We start from the raw sequence: 23327 nt of genomic DNA, 5'->3' as shown, positions 1-23327 counted from the left end.
AAAGGAGAAATGCAATGAATATCGCCAACAAGATTGTCGAGTACTTTCAGCTCGGCAGAGCATACCGCGAACTTTCCCGCCTTGACGACGCTGCCCTCAAGGACATCGGTGTTAACCGCTCCGATCTGAAGCGTCGCGTATACGGTCGCTGATCACATCACTACCTGATTGCTTCCGATGGGCCTGCTTAAGCGGGCCTTTATCGTTTTTAGGGCTTCACAATACGAATTCAGGGCGTTCGATACTGCCTATCCGCCCCCGAAAAATGCCCCGTCGTCGACGCCGCTCGCAGCCGGCTGATGCACTCGTGTTAACCTTTTGTTAACCAATTCATCGTTAATAAATCTCAACGATTTCTTAACGTAGATGACCAAGTTGCTAACAGACGCCCGCTCCATCCGTATCAAGGGCCGCTCGTTTCTGGCGGTGATGCTTTCGCCGGACCTGCCGCTCGATGACTGGCTGGTACGGCTGGATGATCTGGCCGCACGCTCGGCCGGTTTTTTCCTCGGGCGCCCGGTCGTCCTCGATATCAGTGAGCTTGATATTGACCGCGCGCAATTGAAAGAGCTGATCGCAGCGCTCGGCGAGCGCAATGTCAGCATTATGGGCATTGAAGGCGGGCGTCCTTCGCTGATCGGACCAGGTATGCCGCCGGCGCTCAAAGGCGGGCGTCCGGTTTCCGATTTCGAAATGCCGCAGAACGAGCCTGTTCTCGAAGCGCCACGCAAGCCTGACGCAATCGAGACGCGGCAAACTCCGCAGTCACTGGTTATCCGAGAGCCGGTTCGCTCTGGACAGTCGGTGATTTTCGCGGAAGGCGATGTGACCATCATCGGGTCGGTTTCATCGGGTGCGGAAGTCATCGCTGGCGGTTCGATCCACGTCTACGGTGCCTTGCGTGGACGGGCAATGGCGGGGTCGTTGGGTAATGCCTCGGCGCGTATCTTCTGCCGCAGGCTCGAGGCTGAACTGGTTGCCATCGATGGCATTTACAAAATGGCGGAAGACCTGGAGCCGGGGCTTCGCGGACAAGCAGTCCAGCTCTGGCTGGAAGACGACGCGATCAAGGCCGAGAAACTTAGCTGAGCCCAGGTTGGCCAGGATATTAGGAGAGAAAGATGGGGAAAGTCATCGTCGTCACTTCAGGCAAGGGCGGAGTTGGAAAGACAACCTCCACCGCGGCACTTGGAGCGGCTCTTGCACAGAGAAACGAGAAGGTTGTCGTGGTCGACTTCGACGTCGGGCTGCGTAACCTCGACCTGGTCATGGGCGCCGAGCGCCGGGTCGTTTACGACCTGATCAACGTCATCCAGGGCGACGCCAAGCTGTCACAGGCCCTGATCCGCGACAAGCGTCTCGAGACCCTCTTCCTGTTGCCTGCCTCGCAGACGCGTGACAAGGACAATCTGACGGCCGAAGGCGTGGAACGCGTCATGGCGGATCTTAAGCGCCATTTCGACTGGGTCATCTGCGACAGCCCCGCCGGCATCGAGCGCGGCGCGACACTTGCCATGCGCCACGCCGATGTTGCCGTCGTCGTCACCAATCCCGAAGTTTCGTCGGTTCGCGATTCGGACCGCATTATCGGCCTGCTCGATTCCAAGACGCTGAAGGCAGAGCGCGGCGAGCGCATGGAAAAGCATTTGCTGCTCACCCGCTATGATGCCAACCGCGCCGAGCGCGGTGACATGCTCAAGGTGGACGACGTCCTGGAAATCCTCTCTATCCCGCTGCTCGGGATCATTCCCGAAAGCATGGACGTTTTGCGCGCGTCCAACATCGGCGCCCCGGTCACGCTCGCAGACACCAAGAGCGCGCCCGCCATGGCTTACTTTGACGCCGCACGCCGCCTGGCCGGCGAAGAAGTGGCGATGACAGTGCCGGGTGAGAAGCGTGGTATCTTCGGCAAGATTTTTGGAAGGAAGGCCGCATGAGCATTTTTCGGCTTTTTGGAAAACAGAGAACCGCACCGGCTGCCCGCGAGCGCCTGCAGGTGCTCTTGGCTCATGAGCGGTCCTCGACCGGCTCGGATCTGATTTCGGTTCTGCGTGAGGAAATCCTCGCGGTCATCGCCAAGCATGTGCAGGTCGACAGCGACCGTGTGCACGTCAAGATGGATCGCGATGAGCACATGTCGATCCTCGAGATCGACGTTGAAATCCCGCTGAACGCAGCCCGTGCTGCCTGAGCGAAAATAGGGCAGGCGGCATATCGGTGCCGCCTTTCCATGGCCAGAAGGTTGGCTTAGTCCCGGCCAATCGGCAAGCTACCAGTTATTCTTGGCCAGTTCCCACTCGCCATCAGCGCCGATTTCAACGCGCTTGTTGCCGCGGTAAAAGACCGGTTTGCCGGACTTCTTGTCGATCGCGAAGCGGCTCGGCGAAAACTTCGCCTTCTCCTTGCCGTCCAAGGCAAGCGTCAGCGCTTCCTTGAACTTCCCGTTTTTGCATAGTGCCATGAACTGGGCTTCATTCATCGGAGCACTCCTTATCGACGCATGCCGTTGTTTGACCGCCCTACGCGGCCGCAATGGTTGAGAGCAGTGACCTACTGCAGACACATGGCGTTCCGCAAGCCGAATGTCACCTCAGCGTCCGCCCGCGATCATGCGCCGGGCCGACGATGAACGGGGCGGATGGCTTCGCCCCATCACCGATTTGCCGATGTCCTGTCCCTACGAAGGCATGCTAGGTCGCCCCGATCAACCCGCCATTAGTCCAGTCACGCCTCGCCTCCAGTAGCCCGCAGCCAGCGTCTGGTCGCGTCCGCAGGCCAGCGTGTCGCGCCAATATTCGCGGATCTCCTTGGTGGCCTCGTTCTCGGAGGCAAACCAACCGAAGCCAGACAAGCCCGTCGGCCATTGCACGGCTCGGATCGCGCGAACCAATTCGCCGTGCTCGCCACTGGGAATGCCGTTGCGATGGATCCAGCGAAGTTCGATCCCCTCGGGATGAGCGATCGGCTGTTCGTCGGTCGCTTGCGCGACTTCGACGAAGGCGTGGCCGCGCGCATCAGCCGGCAGTCGTTCGAGGATGCGGCTGAGTGCCGGCAATCCGGTCTCGTCGCATCCCATGATGTACCAGTCAGCCGGTCTTACAGGACGGCCTAGCGGCCCCATGATGCCGACCACGTCGCCTTCCTTGGCGTGCATGGCCCAGGCGCAGCCGACACCTTCGTGCGCGCTATCGCCATCGCCGTGGACGACGAAATCGACGTCGATATAGCCTGCCTTCGCGTCCATCTTGCGAATGGTGTAAACGCGCGCCACCGGCTTTTGCTCTTCCGATGGCCAGAATGTCAGGCCGTTTGGCCCGGCGATCGGCCATACCGGCTCGGGAATGTCCGCCGTCGGAAAATACATGCGGATGTGCATGCTGCTGGGGTTGTCGAAGCGCTCGAGGTTGCTGCCCGTCAGGCGCACGCGTCGCATGCCAGGCGTGACCTGCCAGGCGCGCTCGACCCGCATCAGCCGGAAGGACGAGAGTGTCGTGTCGCCGGCGAGGTCGCCCGTCCAGACGAATTGCGGCTTTTCACTCTTCGCATAGAGTTCAACGGCAACACCGAGAAGCTCCTTGGCGCGGCGAAGGCCCTCTTCATCAGGCGACGAGGCTTCCATCGTCAGCTGTTCGGATGTCATGTCGAAGCGCGCGGAGGCGAAAGGGAATTCGAAGGTCACACTGTCATCGGTCTGTACGACGGCGGCATCGAAGCTCGCCAGCCGGTCGACGATCAGGTGCAAATATTCAGGCAGCTTCAGCAGGCGGATGTCAGTGCTGCAGCGTAATCGTGTGGGTTCGGTCATCGGGTATCACCTCGGGTAAACGACCGGGGAATGGCAAGCCATCCCCGATGGGACATCGGACACCCCGATCCCGCCCGTGGAATGATCCCGGAGCTCGTGTTGTTGCCATAACCTTTTGTACCTGCCCTGAAGTGCGCATGCACGGAACGGTATAGGCCACGTGTCGCCGGTTTTCTACACCCATGCCGGCTTTAGACGTCCGCAATCTTGCCAATCCGCAAGGAGGTGGGCGAATTCGGCTGACCGGTTAGTGAGGCATGCGCCGGGCATATGAGACTAAGTGCAACCGGCGTATCATTGCGCGCGACGCGCCATCCCTGATAAAGCCGGTTGCTGGAGGCCTAATCCGAGAACGCGGGAAAACGATCAATGGCGACACTGCGCCAAGTTGCTGAACGTGCGGGCTGCTCGACGGCGACGGCGAGCCGCGTTCTGAACCATAGCGGCCCGGTCAGCCCCGCGATGGTCGGCAAGGTGCGCAAAGCGGCTGGCGAACTTGGTTATCGCGCTCCTGGAGCGACCGCCAAGGGCGGCCGGCGACCCGTCATCGGCGTCCTCGTGCCGAGCCTCACGAACCCTGTCTTCGCCGCATCCCTGTCGGGTATCCAGAATCGCATGCTTAGCGCCGGTCACAGTGTGCTGATTGCTCAGTCCAATTATGATCCGCTGCAGGAAGCGGACGCCGTGTCGGGCTTGATGAGCGAACGGCCGACCGGATTGATCTTGACCGTCTGCAACGGCCTGACCAGTCAGGCGCTACTGGTAGATCTGCCGCCGACAGTGCTCTTGCACAATCTGCCGACGGAGCGCCATCCGGCTGCCGTCACTGTCGATAATTTCGCGGCAGGCCGGGACCTTACGCGCTACTTGCTGCAGATGGGGCATGAGCGGATATTGTTCGTCTCGGGCAGCTTCGCCGCTTCCGACCGTGCCGCGCGCCGCTACCAAGGCTATATCGAAGCGTTGCGGGAAGTCGGGAAGCGGCCGCTTGCTGCCATGCAGATCTCCTTTGTTTCGGAATACGACCAGATCGATATCCTGACCGCCATCAGGGATGGTCGCCCGACCGCGATTATCGGATCCAATGACCTTCTGGCGCTTGGGGTGATCGCAGCGCTCCGTCGCGAGGGCCTCTCCGTGCCGCAAGACATGTCGGTGGCAGGCTTCGATGGTATCGTGATCGGCCGGCTGGTCGATCCGCCTTTGACCACGATGAACATGCCGGATGCGAGCATGGGCACGACAGCGGCGTCTCTGCTCCTCGACATGGTCGAAAACGCCGCGCCCGACCGACATCTGGAGCTTGCCTTTTCGCTAAACAAGGGCGGGACGGTCCGCGATCTGAACCAGTCATCCAAATAGGAAAGCCGCCGCACGAGGTGCGACGGCCAGGCATGATCATCAGGTCGAGCTTAGCTTAGCTGCGCGGCAGCATGCCTTCGACGTCGGCGGCTGCGTCGTCGAGTGCTTCCTTCGGTGCCGAAGACTGGTCGACGATGCGCGAGAGGTTGTCGACGATCGTCTGGGTGACGCGAACACCGTTGGAGCCCGGGAAAGCGTACCACGGAACCATCAGCGGCATCTGCTTCAGGCCGGCGTGGAACAGCGGATTCTTGGTGTAGAAATCGCCCAGATAGTCTGGCGACTTGGCGGCCAGTTCGTTGTTCGGAACGTAGCCGGTGCCGGGGACGACGACCGAGGCGCCGTAAGGACCTGCCGCGAACTTGGCGAACTTCCAGGCGGCTTCCTGCTTGGCGGCATCCTTGGTCAGGATCACGACGGCGTTGCCACCGGTCGGTAGGTGGCCCTTGGCGGGGTCGAGCAGCGGCAATGGAGCCGTGCGCAGGTCGAACTTGTCGCCAACGTTCTTGATGGTGTTGCGCAGCGCGCCTGTTGTCTGGAACTCGAAACCGACCTTGCCGGCCGCGAAGGCCTGCTCGCCGGCAGACTTCGTAAACACCGGCAGGCCGCCTTCCTTGACCATGCGCTCGATCACTTCGCCGGCCTTCTGGCCTTCTGGACCGTTGAAGGTGACTTTGCTCTCGTCTTCGCTGAGCATGGAGCCGCCGGCGCCGAACAGCAGCGCCGAGAACATCCAGTCGTCGCCCTGCCAGCGGAAGTCGATACCATCGACGCCGTTGCCGAGCGCCTTGATCTTACCGCCGAGCGCGATCACTTCGTCCCAGGTCTTCGGCGGGTTCTCGGGGTCGCCACCGGCAGCCTTAACGAGATCGGCGTTGTAGTACATGATCGGGGTCGAGGTCGCGAAAGCGAGGCCGATCTGCTTTCCCTTGACCTGGGCGAGCTTCAGGATCGTGTCCGAGAAGCCCTGCTCGGCCATGTTGCCGTCTTTCTTGACGAGCGGGCCGAGGTCGACGGCGACATCGCGCTCGTCGATCATGCGCAGGCGGTTCAGCCCAATGAAGGTCAGATCAGGCATTTCCGACGTGCCGACCTGGCGAAGGATCGTCTGGATGCCTTCTTCATAGGTGGCGGACGGGCTTGCGAACTGGATCTTGATATCCGGGTTTTCTTCCATGAACTTCTTCGAGATCGTGTCCATCACGTCCTTGAAAAAGCCTGGCATCGGATAGTGGACCGTCAGCGTCGTCTCGGCAAAAGCCGGCACGGTTGTCGCCATCGAGATGGCCGCTGCGGCGAGAAGCTGGGTGATACGTTTCATCGCTCGTTCTCCTGGATTGAGGCGACCGGTCAGCCTTTGAGACCGGTCATGGTGATACCCTCGACGAAGCGCTTCTGCGCGAGCAGGAATGCGGCGACGAGGGGAAGGGTAATGATCATGGTGGCGGCCATCAGCGCGCCATAGTCGTCACCGGCCTCGGCGGCGCGGAAATACATCAGTCCGAGGGGCGGCGTGGCGTAGTCCTGCTTGGTGATGACGACGAGAGGCCAGTAGAGGTCGTTCCAGTGGGCGACGACCGAAAAGATCGAGAAGGCGGTGACGGCGGGCCAGGCATTTGGGACGATGACGCGCGCGACAATCCCGAGTTCCGACATGCCGTCCAGGCGTGCCGCATGGATCAGATCGTCGGGCATCGCCCGGAAGAACTGAAGGAACATGAAGATCGCAAAGACCGAGATCGAGAACGGAGCCACCAGCGCAGTGTAGCTGTTGAGCAGCGACAGACTGTTGAAGCCCACATAGAGCGGCAGGGCGGTTGCATGGATCGGCACCAGTAGGCCAAGCATGACGAGAACCATCATCAGCCGCGCCGCGCGGAACTTCAGCTTTGCCATGGCGTAGGCGCAGGGAATGGCGATCAGCACCTGGAAGAAGAAGATCAGCCCGCAGACCAGCACCCCGTTCCACAGTAGCGTTCCCATCGGTACGCGGGTCAGTGCCTTGGTGAAGTTGGCGACGTAGTAGAAGTTGGTCGGGATCAACGACAGGGCGGAGGTGAAGATCTCGCTCTGCGCCTTGCCTGCCGTCGACAGCATGAAGACATAGGGCGCGAGGAACAGCAGCGCGCCGAAGGAGAGCAGCGCCAGGCGGCTGACGCGGCCGAGGGTCCACCGGTTGGTGGTCATCGTGTTTACGCTCATGAGTAGTGCACCCGACGGTCGAGAACATTGTACTGGAGGAAGGTGAGCACCATCAGGATGGCGAGGAACACCACCGTCATCGCCGATGCATAACCGACGCGCAGATAGACGAAACCTTCCTGGTAGATGCTGAAGAGCAGCACTTCGGATGCATGGTTCGGCCCGCCTTGAGTGAGGGTCTGGACTGTTTCGAAGACCTTCACCGAGTTGATGATGCTGATCGTCGTGACGAACAGCGTCGTCGGTCCGAGCATCGGCCAGGTCACCAGACGGAACCGATCGAAAGCCGAGCGGGCGCCATCGACTTCGGCAGCCGCATAGAGCTCACGCGGAATGGCGGTGAGACCGGCGAGGAATAGCACCATGTTGAAGCCGACGGACTGCCAGACACCGATGATCGACAGGCTGTAGAGCACGGTGCTCGAGGCTGCCAGCCAGTTGGGGCCGGGAATGCCGACCAGCGCCAGCAGGCTGTTGATCGGCCCGATGGTCGGGTGGAAGAGATATTGCCACACGGTTGCCATGGCGACGATCAGCGATGCCACCGGCAGGAAGTAGACCGTGCGGAAGAAGCTGCGCGCGGTGGTCTCGCTTTCGATCATGAGAGCGACGACAAGGCCGAGGACAATCGAAACAGGGGCCACGATCGCCGTATAGCAGGTCGTGTTCCACAAGGCCTTGCGGAAGGCGCGATCGTTGATCAGGTGCGCATAGTTCTCGAAACCGACAAAGCGGAACTTGCCCATGCCGAGCTCAAAATCGGTGAAGCCGAGCAGGACGACGGCAACCACGGGCAGGAGCACGAAAACAAAGATCAGGATGATGGCGGGCAGTGCCAGGAGCCAGGCGGTGCGCGCTTCGTTGCGTTCGCGTGCTGCCGTGGTCTTGCGGGTTGCAGGTGCGTCCATGGCGATACTAGCCATGAGCCTTCTCCAAAGTCGCTTCGATGGTAATCGGGCTTGCTTTCAGGCGGCTGCCGTCCTCTGCAAAAACCATCGCCTTGTCCGCCGACAGCGAGAGAGAAACAGGCATTCCCGCCGAGACACCGCTGGCCTCCGCCGGCGAGAGCTTGGCGATCATGATTTCGCCGATCGCATCGAGCTTGCAGTAGAGGATGACCTCGGAGCCGAGGAACTCGATGCGCTCGACCTTCGCCGCGAGACCGTCCTCACGATTATCCGCCAGACGGACAAATTCGGGGCGGACCGCCAGGCTGACCGGCGTGCGGGCTGCGATCGGAGTGTGCAGGCCGAGCCTGACGCCGCCGAAGGACACCAAGCCGCTTTCGGCGAGCGCCGGCACGACATTGATGCGTGGCTGGCCGACGAAGCGGGCAACCTCGAGATGCGCGGGGTCATCGTAAATGACCTGCGGGCTTGCCAGCTGAAGCAGGTTGCCGCTGATCATCACGGCGACGCGGTCGGCCATCGACAGGGCCTCGGCCTGGTCGTGGGTAACGTAGACGGTCGGCACGCCGGCGCGCCGATGCAACTCCACGATCTCGCCGCGGGCGTGGACGCGCAGGTTCGCATCGAGGTTGGAAAGCGGCTCGTCCATCAGGAACACGCTCGGATGGCGCACCATGGCGCGCGCCAGAGCCACACGCTGGCGCTGGCCGCCCGACATCTGGCCCGGCTTTCGGTCGAGCAGATGGTCGATCTTCAGCGACCTCGCCATTTCGGCGACATCACGCGCGATCGCCGCGCTGATTGCGCGCTGGCCGGGAAGCATGGAGCCGACGAATGGCAGGCGCTGCGCACCGGAGAGGCGGCGCATGGCGAGCGGAACGGCAATGTTCTGGCCGGCCGTCAGATGGGGATAGAGCGCGTAGGACTGGAACACCATCGCGATGTTGCGATCGGCGGCCGCAATCGCTGACATGTCCTCGCCACCGATGATGATCTGGCCCTGGTCGGCGTGATCGAGGCCGGAAAGGATGCGCAGCAGCGTGCTCTTGCCGCAACCCGACGGACCGACCAGCGCGATGAACTCGCCCGGCTCGACGTCAAGGCTGACGCCCTTGAGGATGGCGTTGCCGGAGAAGGATTTGGTGATGCCGCGAAGGGAAAGCGCGCTCATTGCGCTCGCTCCCGCTGCTTCTTCGGCGCTGCCTGCGGGTAGACCTCTTCCACGACATCGTCGAGGAAGTAGGCGGTCATCCCTGGTACGGCGACCAGTTCGGTCGTGACGTCGTCACCAAGCTCGTGCACGGCCGCACCCACCAGGCGCTCTCCCGGCATTTCACGTTCCATCGTGTCGAGGATAAAGGCTGTCGGCGGCGCCCAGACGACCGAGGTCTGGCCGAACTCGCCCTTCCACGTCCAGTGCAGGTGCCCACTGCCGAAGAGCGCGACGTCGTGAGCGGCGATCAGGTCGTAAAGCTTGCGGCGCTGCATCGGGCGTACGCTCCAGTAGCCGGTGTCGCCTTCATTGGCGTCGTCTACGAATAGCGGTTTGTGCGCGAAGATTGCGACGCGGCGCTCACCGCGCTCGGCGAGCGTCTTCTGCAGCCAGTCGAACTGTGCCTGTTCTTCTGCATCCTCGAAGCCCATGAGCAGGCTGTTCAGACCGATGATGCGCCAGTTCCCGATATCCTGCGCGAAATAGTCGGGGCCGACGAGATTGCGCCAGCGGGCGAGACGCTCCGCATTGACCGGCTGGGCCGAGCCCGGGAGGTGTCCGACATCGTGATTGCCGGGAACGATCAGCATGGGGATCGACACCTGGCGCATCAGTTCCATGGAAAAGGCCAGATCTTCGTCCTTGTCGGCGCCGTCAACGCTGAGGTCACCGGTGTGCACGATGAGGTCAGCGCCGGTTTCCTCGATCCAGCGGAGCAGGGGCGCCCAGTTGCCGTTGAAATGCGGCTTGTTGGGGCTCAGATGTGTATCGGTAATATGGATGATCTTCACGGCGCTTCTCCAATTCCACACGCCGGCCAGGCTGCGGCCAGCGACGTCTTCGGCGCCTCTTTAAAGCGATCATGTGTCGGGGGCGTAACACGGCTTTCCAACCGCGTTTCATTTTCGTCATCGAATTGTCACCGCGCATTCGAGCCTTTCTCTAGGGCCCGTTCAGGACCGACACAGCGCAGGGATCATCCATTCGATGCAGTGGACCGCGGGAACGCGCCAACCGTCATCTAACTGTAAAGGAAACATTCTAACTAGCTGCTGGACAGATTGCACAGCTGTGCAACGGGAGTTGAGAGATGGTTCAAGGCGCGTTTTTGGAATTGCGGTCGGTTGCCTGCAGATATGGCAACACCCAGGTTCTGGAGGACATAGACCTCAATATCGAGCGCGGGGAATTCGTCGCCTTGCTCGGGTCATCAGGCTGCGGAAAGACGACACTGCTGCGCGTCCTCGCCGGCTTCGTGACGCCGTCCTCGGGATCGGTCTCCGTGCGCCATCGCGAGGTGACGCACCTGCCGCCCGACAAGCGCGGGATGGCGCTCGTCTTCCAGTCCTATGCGCTCTGGCCACATATGACGGTAGCGCAGAATATCGGCTATGGCTTGAAACTGAAGAAGGTCCAGCGCAGCGAAATCGACAAGCGGGTCTCCGCCATGCAGTCTCTTCTGGGGCTGGATGGACTGGGAGCACGAAAGCCGGCGGCCTTGTCCGGCGGTCAGCGCCAGCGCGTCGCGCTCGGCCGTGCCTTGGCGGTTGATCCCGAGATCCTGCTGCTTGACGAGCCGCTTTCCAATCTCGACGCCCGCATAAGGCTTAGCGTTCGCCACGAGCTCCGCGCACTGCAGAAGCGCCTTGGCATCACCGCCGTTCACGTGACGCATGATCGCGAAGAAGCGATGGTGATGGCCGACAGGATCGTGATCCTCAATGCCGGTCGGATCGCTCAGCAGGGCACGCCTGAAGACGTCTACAACAGGCCGGCCTCGGCCTTCGTCGCCGCCTTCATGGGCGCCGAGAACGTGATCTCGCTGACTGGCGCGCCTGATGGCAACGACTTCGTTATCGCCGCGGGCCCAACGAATGCCGTCGGCCATGTCGCTCTGATGGGGCGGGACCTCGTGCAAGGCACCGTCGAGGCGCGCTTCCGGCCGGAGGCGGCGCAAATCCTCGCTGCCGAGACAGCGGTTGTCGGGTCGGGCGTTACGCTCGATGGCGAGATCGCAGCCGTGAGCTATCCAGGTGGCCATTGGCGCCATGCCGTTCGTGTCGGCGACCGCGAGATCATGGCGGACGCTACCCGCGCATTTGAGCCGGGCGAGCGCGTCCGCGTTCATGTGCCAGCCGAGGCTCTGTTTCTCTTCAATTCGCCGAGCACCGAGCCGGCAAACGCCATTTCCCAGGTTTCGCCCGGGAAAGGCCACGCCTGACCTTTTGATGCCTGACTTTCAGAACCTCACATTTTCATAACAAGGAGAAGCCTGATGCAGAGATTGACGTATGCCGCTATCGCCGTTGCTCTCGCGACGTTGCCGGTAAAGGCCGAAGAGCTGACGGTCGCCACCGCAGGCGACCAGAACATGGTCGATTACATCAACCAGTATCTCGGACCGTTGTTCGAGAAGGCCAATCCGGGCGACACGGTTCGCGCCGTCGGCACCGGTCCCGGTGATGCAGGCTCGCAGAAGATCCTGGAGCGTTTCGACGCGCAGGCAGCGGCCGAAGCCAAGGTCTGGGATGTCGACGTTGCCGTCGTGCACGAAAAGTTCGCCGGCCCGATGGTCCAGAAGGGTTACCTCGAGAAGTATCGCGGCAACATTGATACCGGCAAGCTGGTGACCCGCGGCAACGCGAAGAACGCGCTCGGCTCGGATGTCGATGGCTTCGTCATGCCGATGTTCAACAGCCAGACGGCGATCGCCTATAACCCGGCACTGGTTGCGAACCCGCCGAAGAGCTACGCGGAACTCGCCGAATGGGCAAAGGCTCATCCGAAGCAGTTCGGGTACAACGGCATCAAGGGCGGCGCTTCTGGCGTGTCCTTCGTCATGGGCTGGGTCTATGCCTTCGGCGGTGGCGATGCCAACAACCTGATGACGGGTCCGTTCAAGCAGGAAGAAACCACCAAGTGGGACGGCGCCTTCAAGAGCCTGGCCGATTTCACCAAGAACGCCACGCTGACGCCTGGTAACGCCGGCACGCTCGATCTTCTCAGCCGCGGCGAAATCGCCATGGGCCCTGTCTGGGTCGACATGTTCTACAGCTGGCAGGCCAATGGCCAGCTGCCGCCGGAAATGAAGCTGGTGCTGCCGGCCCCGGGTATGCCCGGCCAGCCGATGCACTATGTCGTTCCTGAAAAGTCGGGCCACAAGGCGCTTGCGGAAAAGTTCATCGCGCTCGCCACCAGCCCGGAAGTTCAGGCCGAAGGCATCGTGAAGCGCTTCAACTGGTATCCGGGTATCGACGCCAACTTCGTCAAGCCGAAGCTCGACGACGCGACCTGGAACAAGCTCTTCGTCGACATCACGCCTGACGATCTTGCCAACAACGGCAAGCCTTTCCCGATCGCGCCTTACAATACCGCGATCCTCGAAGCCTACGAAAAGTCCGTAAAGTAAGTCTGCGAACCGCCTTCTCTCCCGGGGGAGGGCGGTTCGATTGACCGGATGAGAGGTGGCACGCGGTGTCGTCGTCCTTTTCGGCGGCGCTCGTCTCTGTCACCGCCTCCTCTCATCCGCCTCGCTCGCGTCTCAAGGTCGTAACATGTCGAAACGCCTACTTGGTCTCCTGCTTGTCCTGCCCGCGCTGGCGGTCATTGCAGCCCTGTTCATTCTTCCGTTGATCATGTCGGCGGTCGGCGCCTTCAGGGTGGAAGGTGGAGCGCTCGGCTTCGACAATTTTGTCAAGACCTTCGACCTCTACACCAGCGACATCGTCTTCACCGTTGTTATCGTTGGCCTATCGACCGTGTTGATCGGCATCGGCGCGATCGCGATTGGCGGCTATCTGACGCTCGGCGAACATCCGCGCGCCGTCGCGATCCTCCGCTGGCTCTATCGCTGGCCGATGTTCATTCCGTTCATCGTCGTCGGCCAGATCCTGCGTACCTTCCTCTCCAAGAACGGCATGATGAACAACACTGCCGTCAGCCTCGGCCTGATGAACCCACTCGATGCCGTGAGTTTCCTCGACTGGCGCGGCATCGTCATCGCTTTCGTCTGGAAGCAGACGCCGTTCGTGGCATTGCTGGTCGCCGGCGCGATGGCCTCCATCAATCGCAATACCATCGAGGCGGCCCGCAATCTCGGCGCGTCGAAATTACGACTGCTGTTGGAGATCATCGTCCCACAGGTCGCCGTCACGCTCACCGTCGGTCTGATCCTCTCTTTCGTCACCATGATGTCGGTGCTTTCGGTGCCTTTGATGATCAACGCGCAATCGCCGACCATGCTCACCGCCGATATCGCTTTCCGCGTCAACGCCTATGGCGACTACGGCGTTGCCAACGCGCTCGGCCTGGTCTCGCTGGTGCTGGCGTCCTCCGTCGCCTGGATTTATCTCCGCCAAAGCCTGAAGGAGCGCGCGTGATGACGACGATTTCTCGATCACGAGCCTCTCTTGCTGGCCTGTGGTGGGTGCCGCGCGGCATCGTCTTCGGACTGATGGCCTTCTTCATCTTCGGCCCGCTCGCCAATCTGGTTTTGTGGACAGTTGCCGAGAAATGGTACTTTCCGCATAGCCTGCCGCTGGAATACGGCTTCAGCTCGTGGGTGAAAGTCTTCGCGCCGCGGGGCGGGGCGCTGGATTCGCTGCGCAACTCACTTGTCGTTGCGGTCTTCACCGTCATCGTCTCGCTTCTTCTCGCCATCCCGGCCGGCTATGCGCTGGCGCGGCTGAAGCTGCCGCTGCGCAGCGCGATCCTGCTCGCCTTCCTCATCCCGCAAGCCTTCCCGAACCTCACGGTCTATGTGAACGTTGCGCGCATCTTCTACGAGATTGGCCTCAACGGGACGATCCCAGGTGTTGTCCTCGTGCATGTCTCGCACGGCCTGGTTTACGCGGTGTGGATCGCCACGGCGGCCTTCTCGGCGATCGATGCGGAGCTGGAGCAGGCTGCGCGCGTAACCGGCGCGGGCGCCATGCGTACCTTCTTCGATATCACCCTGCCGCTTGCCGCTCCCGGCCTGATGGCAAGCGCGATTTTCGTCTTTCTGGAAAGCCTTGATGAGTTCACCGGCAGCTACTTTGTCGGCGCGCCTGATGTGAACATGCTGCCGCTGCTGCTCTACACGACGGCCTCAGGTGGCAACTATCAAATCGCCTCGATCACGGCTCTGCTTCTCCTCATCCCGTCGCTTGTCTTCATGCTGATTGTCGAGCGGTTCCTGAAGGCGGATGTGATATCACGCGTCGGACACTGAGGCTTAAACCGCTAGTGGCGGCTAGTTGGCCGGAGCGACCTTGTAGACGTCGTCTCCGACAAAGACGATGACATAGCCGCCACGCCCGGCTGCCTTCGTCGCCCACGACGTCAGCTGGCTGGCGTATGGCTCCTCGCGCCACGACTGCGGGTGGTCGGGATCGACAAGCACCGTGAGTTGATCGCCCTGACCGTACACCATCATCTTCGCGACGACAGGGTCCCATTGCGGTCCAAGCTTAGGGTCTGTCATCCATGCGCAGAGAAAATCGCGACAGAGATCCGGACGGTCGTCGTAAATGAGGCAGCCCTGTCCCGTCACGCAGTTCACGCACAGGGCATTCGCAGGCTTCGAGAGCTGATCGATCTCCGGCAGCCGGCAGCACAAGGTGCAGGTGCCGCAGGCGCGGGATTCCATGACGGATGTCACTTGATTGGTCATCGCTGGCAACGGTTCACATCCCGCTTCCTTCGGGAAGACCTGATCTCGGTGCGATCGTGACCTCCGCACCATAGGCCTCACGCATGTCATGCTCCTCGCCCGGCCCGCGATCGGCGGCGTGGTGGAGCAGTGTCGAGGCGTATCCCTGCGCATTCGATCCCTGGATTAGCGTCACGTCTGCATTGCCGGGATTATAGGATCGCTCGAACCAGTCGACCGGTTGCTGCAGGAAGTTCATTTCGAACGCCCGGTTGGTGACACCGTGGCCGACGATGACGACGGTGTCGTCTCCATCGCGGCTGTCGTGCAGTGCCGTCTGGATGAACAGGCGCATGCGCTGGGCGACATCGGCGCGGCTCTCGCCATCGGGCGGTCGTGCGTAGAATTTTCCACTATTGTTGCGCAGCCTTGCCCATTTCTCGAATTCGTCGGGAAACTTCTGCCTCTGCTCCGCGTGGTCGTAGATCTCGGTGAAGAGGCCGAAATCCTGCTCGCGCAACAGATAGTCTTCGCGGACCTTGCCTATGAGGTTGGGCGACAGAACCGAAACAAGGGCATCCTTGGTCTGGCGCGTTCGCAAGAATGGGGAATACCAGATCTGCAACTGCGGGACGTCGGCCAACGTCTTCAGGTGGGAGGCTATCGCCTCGGCCGCGCCAATCGCCTGCCGGTGTCCCCATCTGGTCAGCGGGACATTGTGATCGCCGAACTGGCCGTAAGCCCGCTCATCAAGATTGCCGAGGGATTCGCCGTGGCGAACAAGAAATATGCGCATCATGCGGCCCAGAATGTCCGAAATGGAATCGTCTTATCATGACCGCTGCGCGCTTGATGGGCAACGCCGGGGATGTCGGGCCCAAGGGCCCGACCCGCTATCGACGTCGGCGCAGCTCGCTGCGCAGGACGAAAACCAGAAGGCCGGCCACCATCGCGGCAAGCGCGAACCAGGTCAGCGCATACTGGAGATGGTTGTTGGGGAAGCTCACCTGCGTCAGCCCCCCGACGGGAAAGCCACCCGGATTGGCGGTGGCAACGGCGTCGATGAAGTATGGGGCGATATCGGTGACGCCCCGCTTTGCAGCCATCGCCTCCACGTCGCGCGAGTACCAGCGATCGTTCGCCGGATCGTTCGACTTGATGAAGGTGCCGCCCGGCTCGTTGAGACGTAGTAAGCCGGTAATCTTGACCGGGCCGGAGACCTGACCCTCAAGGCGCGTGTTCACGTCGCGTTTGTCCGTCGGCACGAAGCCGCGGTTGATCATCACGGATGTCCCGTCGGCAAGCGTCAGGGGCGTGATCACCCAATATCCGGCGCCCAGCGTCGTGGCCGCGAAGACGAGGCTTTCCTTGTCGTTCTGCAAGGCGCCTTCAGCCGTGACGCGGCGGTATTCGTCATTTTCTTTTGTGATATTTCCCCAGTCAGCGCGGGCGGGGGCGGCCAACGGTTCGGCATGGATGCGCTGATCGACACGGGCGATCAGATCCAGTTTCCAGGCGCGGCGTTCGACCTGCCAGACACCAAGCGCGAAAACCGCACAAAGGACGACGACGAGGAAGCCGCAGAAGATCGTAAGTGCGATCGCCGAACGACGTTTGGGAGCTTGGTCTGCAGGGGAGTTTGTCAAGGTCTTGAACCGTAACGGGCGGCGTTGCCGCCGCCCGTCCATTGTGCCCGTCAGGGCATGTTTTTCATCATTTCCGGGTTCATCGGCATCATGTTCGTATTGAGATGATGCATGACCCAGAGCGAGCCGGAGAGTGCGATAACCACGAGCAGGATCGTGAAGATCAGCGCCAGCAACGTCCAGCCACCCTCGGAGCGAGAGTTCATGTGCAGGAAGAAGATCATGTGAACGACGATCTGGATCACGCCGAAAATCATGATCAGCGCAGCAGTGACAGCCTTGTTGTCGAAGACGCCGGCCATGACGAGCCAGAATGGAATGGCCGTCAGGATGACCGACAGGACAAAGCCGATCATGTAGCTCTTGAAGGTGCCGTGAGCGGCTTCATGCCCATGGCTGTGCCCATGATGGGCTTCGTGAGCATCCTCGTGTGCGGGTGCGTGCGAACTCATCCGAGTACTCCCATAAGATAAACAATCGAGAAGACGCCAATCCAGACCACGTCGAGGAAGTGCCAGAACATCGAAAGGCACATCAGGCGACGCTTATTCTCGGGGATCAGGCCATGCATCGAAACCTGCACCATCAGCGTCACCAGCCAGATGATGCCGAAGGTCACGTGCAGACCGTGGGTCCCGACCAGCGTGAAGAAGGCCGACAAGAACGCCGAACGCTGCGGCCCCGCACCTTCATGGATCAGGTGGATGAACTCGTAGAGTTCGAGCGCGATGAACACGGCGCCAAACACGCCGGTGACGGCGAGCCAGAACAGTGTTTCAGCCTTTTTCGCTCGCTCCATCTGCAGCATGGCGAAGCCATAGGTGATGGAGGAGAGCAGCAGCATGGAGGTGTTGACCGCCACCAGCGGCAGATCGAAGAGATCTGCCGGCGATGGGCCGGCCGCATAGCTGCGGCCGAGAACGGCGTAGGTTGCGAACAGGATCGCGAAGATCAGGCAGTCGCTCATCAGGTAGAGCCAGAAACCCAGCATGGTGCTGTTTTCGGGGTGATGCTCTTCCGTCAGGTAGAATTCGGGCTTCTCAGCCGTGTCGATTGCAGAGTTGCTCATGATCTTACACCTGCTCGGCAAGCAGCTTGGTGCGCTTGTCTTCCGTTTCCACGACTTCCTCTACGGGGATGTAGAAGTCACGCTTGTAGTTGAACGTGTGACCGATGGTGACCACGAGCATGGCAAGCGCGGACGCCGCGACCAGCCACCAGATGTACCAGATCATCGCGAAGCCGAAGACGACGCTCAGAGCACCGAGGATGACACCGGTACCGGTGTTCTTCGGCATGTGGATCGGCTTGAAGCCTTCCGTCGGACGGACGTGGCCGCGAGCCTTCATGTCGTACCAGCTGTCGTGGTCGTAGACGATCGGCGTCATCGCGAAGTTGTAGGCCGGAGGCGGCGACGAGGTCGACCACTCGAGCGTACGGGCACCCCACGGGTCGCCGGTTGTGTCACGCAGCTCTTCGCGCTTCAGGAAGCTGACGACGAGCTGGATCAGGAACGAACCGATGCCGAGCGCGATGAGGAATGCGCCGAAGGCAGCGATGATGAACCAGATCTGCAGCGACGGATCTTCGAACTGCGACATGCGGCGGGTTACGCCCATCAGGCCGAGAACGTAAAGCGGCATGAAGGCGAAGTAGAAGCCGACCAGCCAGAACCAGAAGGACATCTTACCCCAGAACGGATCGAGCTTGAAGCCGAAAGCCTTCGGGAACCAGTAGGTCACGCCGGCCATCAGACCGAACACCACGCCGCCGATGATGACGTTGTGGAAGTGGGCGATGAGGAACAGCGAGTTGTGCAGCACGAAGTCAGCCGGCGGGATCGCCAGCATGACACCGGTCATGCCGCCGATGACGAAGGTCACCATGAAGCCGATCGTCCACAGCATCGGGACTTCGTAGCGGATACGACCGCGATACATCGTAAACAGCCAGTTGAACATCTTCGCCCCTGTCGGGATGGAAATGATCATCGTAGTGATGCCGAAGAAGGAGTTCACGCTTGCGCCCGAACCCATGGTGAAGAAGTGGTGCAGCCAGACGAGATACGACAGGATGGTGATGACGACTGTGGCGTAAACCATCGAGGCATAGCCAAACAGGCGCTTGCCGGTGAAGGTGGCGACGACTTCGGAGAAGATACCGAAGGCAGGCAGCACGAGGATGTAAACTTCCGGGTGACCCCAGATCCAGATGAGGTTCACATACATCATCGGGTTGCCACCAAGGTCGTTGGTGAAGAAGTTCGTGCCGGCGTAGCGGTCGAGCGACAGCAGCGCGAGCGTTGCGGTCAGGATCGGGAAGGAGGCGACGATCAGCACGTTGGTGCAGAGCGAGGTCCAGGTGAAGACGGGCATCTTCATCATGGTCATGCCGGGCGCGCGCATCTTCACGATGGTCGCGATCAGGTTGATACCCGACAACGTCGTTCCGATACCTGCAACCTGCAGGCCCCAGATGTAATAGTCGACACCCACGCCGGGGCTATATTCGACGCCCGAGAGCGGCGGATAGGCCAGCCAGCCGGTACGAGCGAACTCGCCGATGAACAGCGACATCATGATCAGGACCGCGCCGGCCGTCGTCATCCAGAACGAGAAGTTGTTCAGGAATGGGAAGGACACGTCGCGTGCGCCGATCTGAAGCGGAACCACGAGGTTCATCAAGCCGGTGACGAACGGCATTGCCATGAAGAAAATCATGATGACGCCGTGGGCCGTGAAGACCTGGTCGTAGTGGTGAGGCGGGAAAATGCCGGGATTGCCGTTGAAGGCCATCGCCTGCTGGGTACGCATCATGAGAGCGTCGGCAAAGCCGCGCAGAAGCATGACCAAGGCAAGAATGACATACATGATGCCGATCTTCTTGTGGTCGACGCTGGTGAACCACTCTTTCCAGAGATAGGTCCAGAGTTTGAAGTAGGTGATGAGACCGAGGACCGCGATCCCGCCGACCACGACCGCGCCAAACGTGGCGACGAGAATCGGCTCGTGATAGGGGATTGCCTCGATCGTCAACCGGCCGAAGATCAACTTCAGAAGGTCAGGATTGGAAAACATGGAGTAACCCGTTCATTGGTGTCTTTTAGACGCAAAGCGCCAGGTTGAATTATTTCGTCGCAGCAGGCGCGCTCGCGTCGGACGACGGCATAGTATGGCCGTCGTGCTGCATGGTTGTTCCGGACATGGTCATGCCGGGCATGTTTTCCATGTTGCCGGCACCATGGGCGGGGGCTTCGCCTGCGGCAGCTGGCTCGGGAAGGTGGATGCCGTCGATTGGCTCACCGTCGAATTTCAGCTTGTCGCGGTTCTCATGGCTTTCCTTGCCGGCGCCGCCCATCATGTCGATGTGCATCATTTCGCTCATGCACATTTTGCCGGGGGTGGCGCACATGTTCAGGATCGCGTTGAAGAGATCCTTGTCGGCGGTGGCGAAGTAGCGAACCGGCTCGCGCTCGCTCGGACGTTCGAGCTTGAGATAGGCGTCGCGGTTCAGCGCGGTGCCCTGGTTCTTGACCTGAGCCACCCAGCTTTCGAAGCCCTGCTGGTTCATGCCGTGGAACTTGAAGCGCATGTGGGAGAAGCCGGCGCCGCTATAGTTCGCGGAGAAACCGTCATACACGCCTTCCTTGTTGATGACGGCGTGCAGCTTGGTCTGCATGCCGGGCATCGCGTAGATCTGGCCAGCGAGTGCGGGGATGTAAAACGAGTTCATCACAGACGACGCGGTGATCTCGAAGTTGATCGGAACATCGACGGGAGCCGCCAGTTCGTTGACGGTTGCGATGCCCAGTTCCGGGTAGAAGAACAGCCATTTCCAGTCGAGAGCGACGACCTGGACGGTCAGGGGCTTTACGTCGGCGGGTATGGTGCGCTCCGCATCGATGCGGTCAAGGGGACGGTACGGATCGAGCTTGTGCGTGGTGATCCAGGTGATCGCACCGAGCACGATGATGATCGCGAGTGGCGCGGACCAGATGACCACTTCGAGGCGCGTGGAATGGTGCCATTCGGGATCATACGTGGCGGAGGTGTTCGACTGGCGGTAGCGCCAAGCGAAAAACAGCGTCAGACAAATCACCGGGATGATGATCAACAGCATCAGCAGGACTGACACGATGATCAGGTCTCGCTGTTGCATGGCGATATCGCCGGAAGGCGACATGACCACCAGGTTACATCCTGCGAGCATAAAAAATAGCGGCAGAATGACGAGATGGCGGGAAAACTTTGACAGCTTTTGCACGTCGTTATTGCTCTTTTTGTTTCGTCCGATCCGCGACTAAAGCACTATAACTTGTAGCAACATGAGGTGTTTGGTCGCAGCGCAGCAGAATTGCCGCAGTGCGGGATACGACGGAGCGCGTGCGATGTCAAAAACTTGAGGCGACGAATAGAAGCATTTTTTTGCACGGCGCCGCATTCGTGCAACTATATATCCCAGAAAGGCCCCTCGACCACCATTCAGGGCCTTATTTTAGCATTCTCGCGCACATTTCTTCACGCGACGCTAATTTTCAAAATCCCTAGGAAACTATTTCTGATCTCCGCACTTGATAACGGTGAGAGTTCGTTCAAACTCTTAGGTGAGACGCTTTGCCGCAAGCGTCTTAACGAGGGAGGCGTTTTGAATATGGCTACTGTGACTAACTATGGTCCTTCGTCCACGTCCATGGAGCGTGACGCGAGACAAATTCATGCTGACAAGCCGGTTTCTCCGGGCAGCATTGCAATCGGTGTCGTCATTGGACGTACATCCGAGTTCTTCGATTTCTTCGTCTACGGGCTGGCGTCGGTGCTGGTCTTTCCGCAACTTGTCTTTCCGTTCGCGCCGGACAGGTTGACGGCTACACTTTATTCCTTTGCGATCTTTTCGCTTGCATTCCTGGCACGACCAGTCGGCTCCGTGGTCTTCATGACGATCGACCGCCTGTATGGCCGCGGCACCAAGCTCACCATCGCTCTGTTCCTGCTTGGTGGGTCCACCGCATCCATTGCGTTTCTGCCTGGTTATACTGAGATCGGCGTCTGGTCGATTGCGCTTCTCGCGCTGTTCCGCTTGGGGCAGGGCTTTGCGCTCGGTGGTGCCTGGGATGGCCTGGCGTCCCTGCTGGCCTTGAACGCGCCGAAGAATCACCGCGGATGGTATGCGATGATCCCGCAGCTTGGCGCGCCGATCGGCTTTGCGTTGGCCAGCCTGCTCTTTGGCTACTTCGTCGCCAATCTGTCATCGGAAGATTTCCTTAGCTGGGGCTGGCGGTATCCGTTCTTTGTCGCCTTCGCCATTAACGTCGTTGCACTTTTTGCCCGTCTTCGCCTGGTGATGACGAAGGAATTCGGCACGGCGCTGGAACAGCATGAGCTCGAGGCGGCCCCGATTCGCGACGTCGTGCGCATCCACGGTCGCGATATCCTGATCGGCGCCTTTGTGCCGCTCGCGAGCTTCGCGATGTTCCACCTCGTCACGATCTTCCCGCTTGGTTGGATGAGCCTCTACGGCGACCAGCCGATCGGCGCCTTCATGCTGGTCCAGACGGTCGGCGCCATGGTGGGCATCTTGGCGATCATCGCTTCTGGCCTGATGGCTGACCGTATCGGCCGGCGCGGCCAGCTGGCGGTCTGCGCGGTTTTGATCGCGATCTTCAGCTTTGTTGGTCCCATCATGCTGGGCTCGGGTTCGAATGGGCACGATGCCTTCGTGATCATCGGCTTTGGCGTCCTCGGGCTGTCCTTCGGACAGGCCACGGGCTCGATCTCCTCACGCTTCGGCCGGGGTTATCGCTACACTGGCGCTGCGTTCACGTCCGATCTGGCGTGGCTCGTCGGCGCCGGCTTCGCGCCGCTGGTCGCACTCAGCCTCTCCAGCCGGTTCGGACTGACCTTCGTTGGCTATTACCTGCTATCGGGCGCTATCTGTACGCTTGCTGCTCTGGCGTTCAGCCGGGCGCTGGAACAGCGCGACTGATCGATCGACGCCAATAAACAAAGCCCGCCTGAACTGATGTTTGGGCGGGCTTTTAACATTTGCGTATGAGCTATGGTGGGTCGCCTAACTCACTGGCTCCGGCTTTTTTGCGGCGCGCGCGGCCGTAAGCTCGGCGGTTGTGTGGTTCAGGCGGTCTGCGAGGACGCGCATGATCTCGACAGCCATCTCGGGAAAGTCGCTCAAAAGCTTCAGGAAATGCTCCTTGCTGATCCGGAGCACCTCAAGCGCCGAGGTGGCACGAACCGTCGCGGTACGCGAGACATCGCAGAGGATGGCGATCTCGCCGACGATGGAGTTGGGATCGACATCGGCGACTTTGATGTCGCCCGCGGGTGAGCGAACAAGAATGTCTGCTGTTCCCGACAGGACCACGTAGGCGGCGTCGCCCGGGTCACCTTGTCGGAACAGATCCTGTCCTTCACTATATGTCATGCGGTCTGAGGTGAAGGCCAAAAGTTTGAGCTTGGCCGGTGCTATCCGTGAAAAGATTGGCACGCGCCGTAGCATCTCGACTTCGTCTCTAAGCAGCATGACCTTATCTTCTCCCTGCGCGCTC

Annotated in this window: 25 protein-coding genes; 10 read left to right on the top strand and 15 right to left on the bottom strand. The window is 60.6% G+C overall.

Annotation, left to right across the window (positions count from 1 at the left end; genetic code table 11):
* Positions 1 to 14: 14 nt before the first annotated feature.
* From B3605_RS18035 to minE, 4 genes are all read left to right on the top strand, one after another.
* Entirely contained in the window at positions 15 to 152 is a 138-nt protein-coding gene (locus B3605_RS18035) for a DUF1127 domain-containing protein (RefSeq protein WP_112822711.1), read from the top strand.
* Between the two features lie 214 nt (positions 153 to 366).
* The gene (gene minC / locus B3605_RS18030) at positions 367 to 1089 is read left to right on the top strand and encodes a septum site-determining protein MinC (RefSeq protein WP_112972803.1); all 723 of its coding nucleotides are present in this window, start codon (positions 367 to 369) and stop codon (positions 1087 to 1089) included.
* A 32-nt stretch (positions 1090 to 1121) separates the two neighbouring features.
* Positions 1122 to 1937, top strand: a complete 816-nt coding sequence (gene minD, locus B3605_RS18025; RefSeq protein ID WP_112822707.1) for a septum site-determining protein MinD — start codon at positions 1122 to 1124, stop codon at positions 1935 to 1937.
* Positions 1934 to 2191: a cell division topological specificity factor MinE gene (gene minE / locus B3605_RS18020; RefSeq protein ID WP_112822705.1), complete on the top strand. Its 258-nt coding sequence runs from the start codon at positions 1934 to 1936 to the stop codon at positions 2189 to 2191. Before minD ends, minE begins: the two co-directional genes overlap by 4 nt.
* Before the next feature lie 78 nt (positions 2192 to 2269).
* Here minE and B3605_RS18015 read toward each other — a convergent pair whose 3' ends face one another.
* Together B3605_RS18015 and B3605_RS18010 are read right to left on the bottom strand one after the other, a co-directional pair.
* Positions 2270 to 2479: a hypothetical protein gene (locus B3605_RS18015; protein WP_112822703.1), complete on the bottom strand. Its 210-nt coding sequence runs from the start codon at positions 2477 to 2479 to the stop codon at positions 2270 to 2272.
* A gap of 225 nt (positions 2480 to 2704) precedes the next feature.
* Positions 2705 to 3805 carry a siderophore-interacting protein gene (locus B3605_RS18010; RefSeq protein ID WP_296435388.1) on the bottom strand — a complete coding sequence of 367 codons (1101 nt, stop codon included), beginning with the start codon at positions 3803 to 3805 and terminating at the stop codon, positions 2705 to 2707.
* Between the two features lie 369 nt (positions 3806 to 4174).
* Between B3605_RS18010 and B3605_RS18005 the strand changes: the two genes are divergently transcribed.
* A complete protein-coding gene (locus B3605_RS18005; protein WP_112972806.1) occupies positions 4175 to 5167 on the top strand; it encodes a LacI family DNA-binding transcriptional regulator in 993 nt (330 codons plus the stop codon).
* Between the two features lie 55 nt (positions 5168 to 5222).
* Here the strand turns inward: B3605_RS18005 and B3605_RS18000 are convergent, their stop codons facing one another.
* From B3605_RS18000 to B3605_RS17980, 5 genes are read right to left on the bottom strand one after another with little or no spacing between them, the layout of a single operon-like run.
* Complete coding sequence (locus tag B3605_RS18000; RefSeq protein ID WP_296435386.1) at positions 5223 to 6488, bottom strand: ABC transporter substrate-binding protein; 1266 nt, start codon at positions 6486 to 6488, stop codon at positions 5223 to 5225.
* 29 nt (positions 6489 to 6517) lie between these two features.
* A complete protein-coding gene (locus tag B3605_RS17995; protein WP_296435398.1) occupies positions 6518 to 7354 on the bottom strand; it encodes a carbohydrate ABC transporter permease in 837 nt (278 codons plus the stop codon).
* 11 nt (positions 7355 to 7365) lie between these two features.
* Positions 7366 to 8292 (bottom strand): carbohydrate ABC transporter permease, encoded by a 927-nt coding sequence (locus B3605_RS17990; protein ID WP_113199004.1) that lies wholly within the window; start codon positions 8290 to 8292, stop codon positions 7366 to 7368.
* On the bottom strand, positions 8285 to 9448 hold the full coding sequence (locus tag B3605_RS17985; RefSeq protein WP_112972809.1) for an ABC transporter ATP-binding protein: 1164 nt from the start codon (positions 9446 to 9448) through the stop codon (positions 8285 to 8287). Before B3605_RS17985 ends, B3605_RS17990 begins: the two co-directional genes overlap by 8 nt.
* A complete protein-coding gene (locus B3605_RS17980) occupies positions 9445 to 10281 on the bottom strand; it encodes a metallophosphoesterase family protein (protein WP_296435383.1) in 837 nt (278 codons plus the stop codon). Before B3605_RS17980 ends, B3605_RS17985 begins: the two co-directional genes overlap by 4 nt.
* A gap of 299 nt (positions 10282 to 10580) precedes the next feature.
* On the opposite strand from B3605_RS17980, the gene B3605_RS17975 reads away from it, so the two are divergent.
* The 4 genes from B3605_RS17975 to B3605_RS17960 all read left to right on the top strand — a co-directional run bounded on the left by B3605_RS17975 (position 10581) and on the right by B3605_RS17960 (position 14702).
* Positions 10581 to 11711, top strand: a complete 1131-nt coding sequence (locus tag B3605_RS17975) for an ABC transporter ATP-binding protein (RefSeq protein WP_296435381.1) — start codon at positions 10581 to 10583, stop codon at positions 11709 to 11711.
* A 54-nt stretch (positions 11712 to 11765) separates the two neighbouring features.
* Positions 11766 to 12899: an extracellular solute-binding protein gene (locus B3605_RS17970; protein ID WP_112944097.1), complete on the top strand. Its 1134-nt coding sequence runs from the start codon at positions 11766 to 11768 to the stop codon at positions 12897 to 12899.
* Between the two features lie 145 nt (positions 12900 to 13044).
* On the top strand, positions 13045 to 13869 hold the full coding sequence (locus B3605_RS17965) for an ABC transporter permease (RefSeq protein ID WP_112972850.1): 825 nt from the start codon (positions 13045 to 13047) through the stop codon (positions 13867 to 13869).
* Complete coding sequence (locus B3605_RS17960; protein ID WP_112972812.1) at positions 13869 to 14702, top strand: ABC transporter permease; 834 nt, start codon at positions 13869 to 13871, stop codon at positions 14700 to 14702. The genes B3605_RS17965 and B3605_RS17960 overlap by 1 nt, the downstream gene beginning before the upstream one ends.
* 21 nt (positions 14703 to 14723) lie before the next feature.
* On the opposite strand, the gene B3605_RS17955 is transcribed toward B3605_RS17960, so the two are convergent.
* From B3605_RS17955 to cyoA, 7 genes are all read right to left on the bottom strand, one after another.
* Complete coding sequence (locus B3605_RS17955; protein ID WP_296435379.1) at positions 14724 to 15143, bottom strand: hypothetical protein; 420 nt, start codon at positions 15141 to 15143, stop codon at positions 14724 to 14726.
* A 13-nt stretch (positions 15144 to 15156) separates the two neighbouring features.
* Positions 15157 to 15918, bottom strand: a complete 762-nt coding sequence (locus tag B3605_RS17950; protein WP_112972852.1) for a histidine phosphatase family protein — start codon at positions 15916 to 15918, stop codon at positions 15157 to 15159.
* A gap of 97 nt (positions 15919 to 16015) precedes the next feature.
* Positions 16016 to 16768, bottom strand: coding sequence for an SURF1 family protein (locus B3605_RS17945; protein WP_112972853.1), 753 nt, complete (start codon positions 16766 to 16768; stop codon positions 16016 to 16018).
* Positions 16769 to 16818: 50 nt separating this feature from the next.
* A complete protein-coding gene (cyoD, locus tag B3605_RS17940; protein ID WP_112822537.1) occupies positions 16819 to 17220 on the bottom strand; it encodes a cytochrome o ubiquinol oxidase subunit IV in 402 nt (133 codons plus the stop codon).
* Complete coding sequence (cyoC, locus tag B3605_RS17935; protein ID WP_112822538.1) at positions 17217 to 17837, bottom strand: cytochrome o ubiquinol oxidase subunit III; 621 nt, start codon at positions 17835 to 17837, stop codon at positions 17217 to 17219. The genes cyoD and cyoC overlap by 4 nt, the downstream gene beginning before the upstream one ends.
* A gap of 4 nt (positions 17838 to 17841) precedes the next feature.
* Positions 17842 to 19845 (bottom strand): cytochrome o ubiquinol oxidase subunit I, encoded by a 2004-nt coding sequence (cyoB, locus tag B3605_RS17930; RefSeq protein WP_018896980.1) that lies wholly within the window; start codon positions 19843 to 19845, stop codon positions 17842 to 17844.
* A 49-nt stretch (positions 19846 to 19894) separates the two neighbouring features.
* A complete protein-coding gene (cyoA, locus tag B3605_RS17925) occupies positions 19895 to 21031 on the bottom strand; it encodes a ubiquinol oxidase subunit II (protein ID WP_112944093.1) in 1137 nt (378 codons plus the stop codon).
* Positions 21032 to 21418: 387 nt separating this feature from the next.
* Here cyoA and B3605_RS17920 point away from each other — a divergent pair, with 387 nt between their 5' ends.
* Complete coding sequence (locus tag B3605_RS17920; protein WP_112972813.1) at positions 21419 to 22750, top strand: MFS transporter; 1332 nt, start codon at positions 21419 to 21421, stop codon at positions 22748 to 22750.
* Between the two features lie 84 nt (positions 22751 to 22834).
* On the opposite strand, the gene B3605_RS17915 is transcribed toward B3605_RS17920, so the two are convergent.
* A complete protein-coding gene (locus tag B3605_RS17915; RefSeq protein ID WP_112972814.1) occupies positions 22835 to 23302 on the bottom strand; it encodes a cyclic nucleotide-binding domain-containing protein in 468 nt (155 codons plus the stop codon).
* Positions 23303 to 23327 lie beyond the last annotated feature (25 nt).

It is taken from the genome of Rhizobium sp. UBA1881, from assembly GCF_002338015.1.
In the GTDB taxonomy this organism is placed as follows: Bacteria; Pseudomonadota; Alphaproteobacteria; order Rhizobiales; family Rhizobiaceae; genus Rhizobium.
Note: the sequence above shows the minus strand (reverse complement) of the source record. Positions and strands in the feature narration are given on the sequence as shown.

Coding starts and splice junctions, on each gene's coding strand:
- B3605_RS17920 (WP_112972813.1), top strand. CDS start 21,419: ATGGCTACTGTGACTAACTATGGTCCTTCGTCCACGTCCATGGAGCGT.
- minC (WP_112972803.1), top strand. CDS start 367: ATGACCAAGTTGCTAACAGACGCCCGCTCCATCCGTATCAAGGGCCGC.
- B3605_RS17995 (WP_296435398.1), bottom strand. CDS start 7,354: ATGACCACCAACCGGTGGACCCTCGGCCGCGTCAGCCGCCTGGCGCTG.
- B3605_RS18035 (WP_112822711.1), top strand. CDS start 15: ATGAATATCGCCAACAAGATTGTCGAGTACTTTCAGCTCGGCAGAGCA.
- minD (WP_112822707.1), top strand. CDS start 1,122: ATGGGGAAAGTCATCGTCGTCACTTCAGGCAAGGGCGGAGTTGGAAAG.
- B3605_RS17985 (WP_112972809.1), bottom strand. CDS start 9,448: ATGAGCGCGCTTTCCCTTCGCGGCATCACCAAATCCTTCTCCGGCAAC.
- cyoD (WP_112822537.1), bottom strand. CDS start 17,220: ATGAGTTCGCACGCACCCGCACACGAGGATGCTCACGAAGCCCATCAT.
- B3605_RS17915 (WP_112972814.1), bottom strand. CDS start 23,302: ATGCTGCTTAGAGACGAAGTCGAGATGCTACGGCGCGTGCCAATCTTT.
- B3605_RS17950 (WP_112972852.1), bottom strand. CDS start 15,918: ATGCGCATATTTCTTGTTCGCCACGGCGAATCCCTCGGCAATCTTGAT.
- B3605_RS18010 (WP_296435388.1), bottom strand. CDS start 3,805: ATGACCGAACCCACACGATTACGCTGCAGCACTGACATCCGCCTGCTG.
- B3605_RS17965 (WP_112972850.1), top strand. CDS start 13,045: ATGTCGAAACGCCTACTTGGTCTCCTGCTTGTCCTGCCCGCGCTGGCG.
- cyoC (WP_112822538.1), bottom strand. CDS start 17,837: ATGAGCAACTCTGCAATCGACACGGCTGAGAAGCCCGAATTCTACCTG.
- B3605_RS17955 (WP_296435379.1), bottom strand. CDS start 15,143: ATGACCAATCAAGTGACATCCGTCATGGAATCCCGCGCCTGCGGCACC.
- B3605_RS17990 (WP_113199004.1), bottom strand. CDS start 8,292: ATGGCTAGTATCGCCATGGACGCACCTGCAACCCGCAAGACCACGGCA.
- minE (WP_112822705.1), top strand. CDS start 1,934: ATGAGCATTTTTCGGCTTTTTGGAAAACAGAGAACCGCACCGGCTGCC.
- B3605_RS17970 (WP_112944097.1), top strand. CDS start 11,766: ATGCAGAGATTGACGTATGCCGCTATCGCCGTTGCTCTCGCGACGTTG.
- cyoB (WP_018896980.1), bottom strand. CDS start 19,845: ATGTTTTCCAATCCTGACCTTCTGAAGTTGATCTTCGGCCGGTTGACG.
- B3605_RS17960 (WP_112972812.1), top strand. CDS start 13,869: ATGACGACGATTTCTCGATCACGAGCCTCTCTTGCTGGCCTGTGGTGG.
- B3605_RS17975 (WP_296435381.1), top strand. CDS start 10,581: ATGGTTCAAGGCGCGTTTTTGGAATTGCGGTCGGTTGCCTGCAGATAT.
- B3605_RS18005 (WP_112972806.1), top strand. CDS start 4,175: ATGGCGACACTGCGCCAAGTTGCTGAACGTGCGGGCTGCTCGACGGCG.
- B3605_RS18000 (WP_296435386.1), bottom strand. CDS start 6,488: ATGAAACGTATCACCCAGCTTCTCGCCGCAGCGGCCATCTCGATGGCG.
- B3605_RS18015 (WP_112822703.1), bottom strand. CDS start 2,479: ATGAATGAAGCCCAGTTCATGGCACTATGCAAAAACGGGAAGTTCAAG.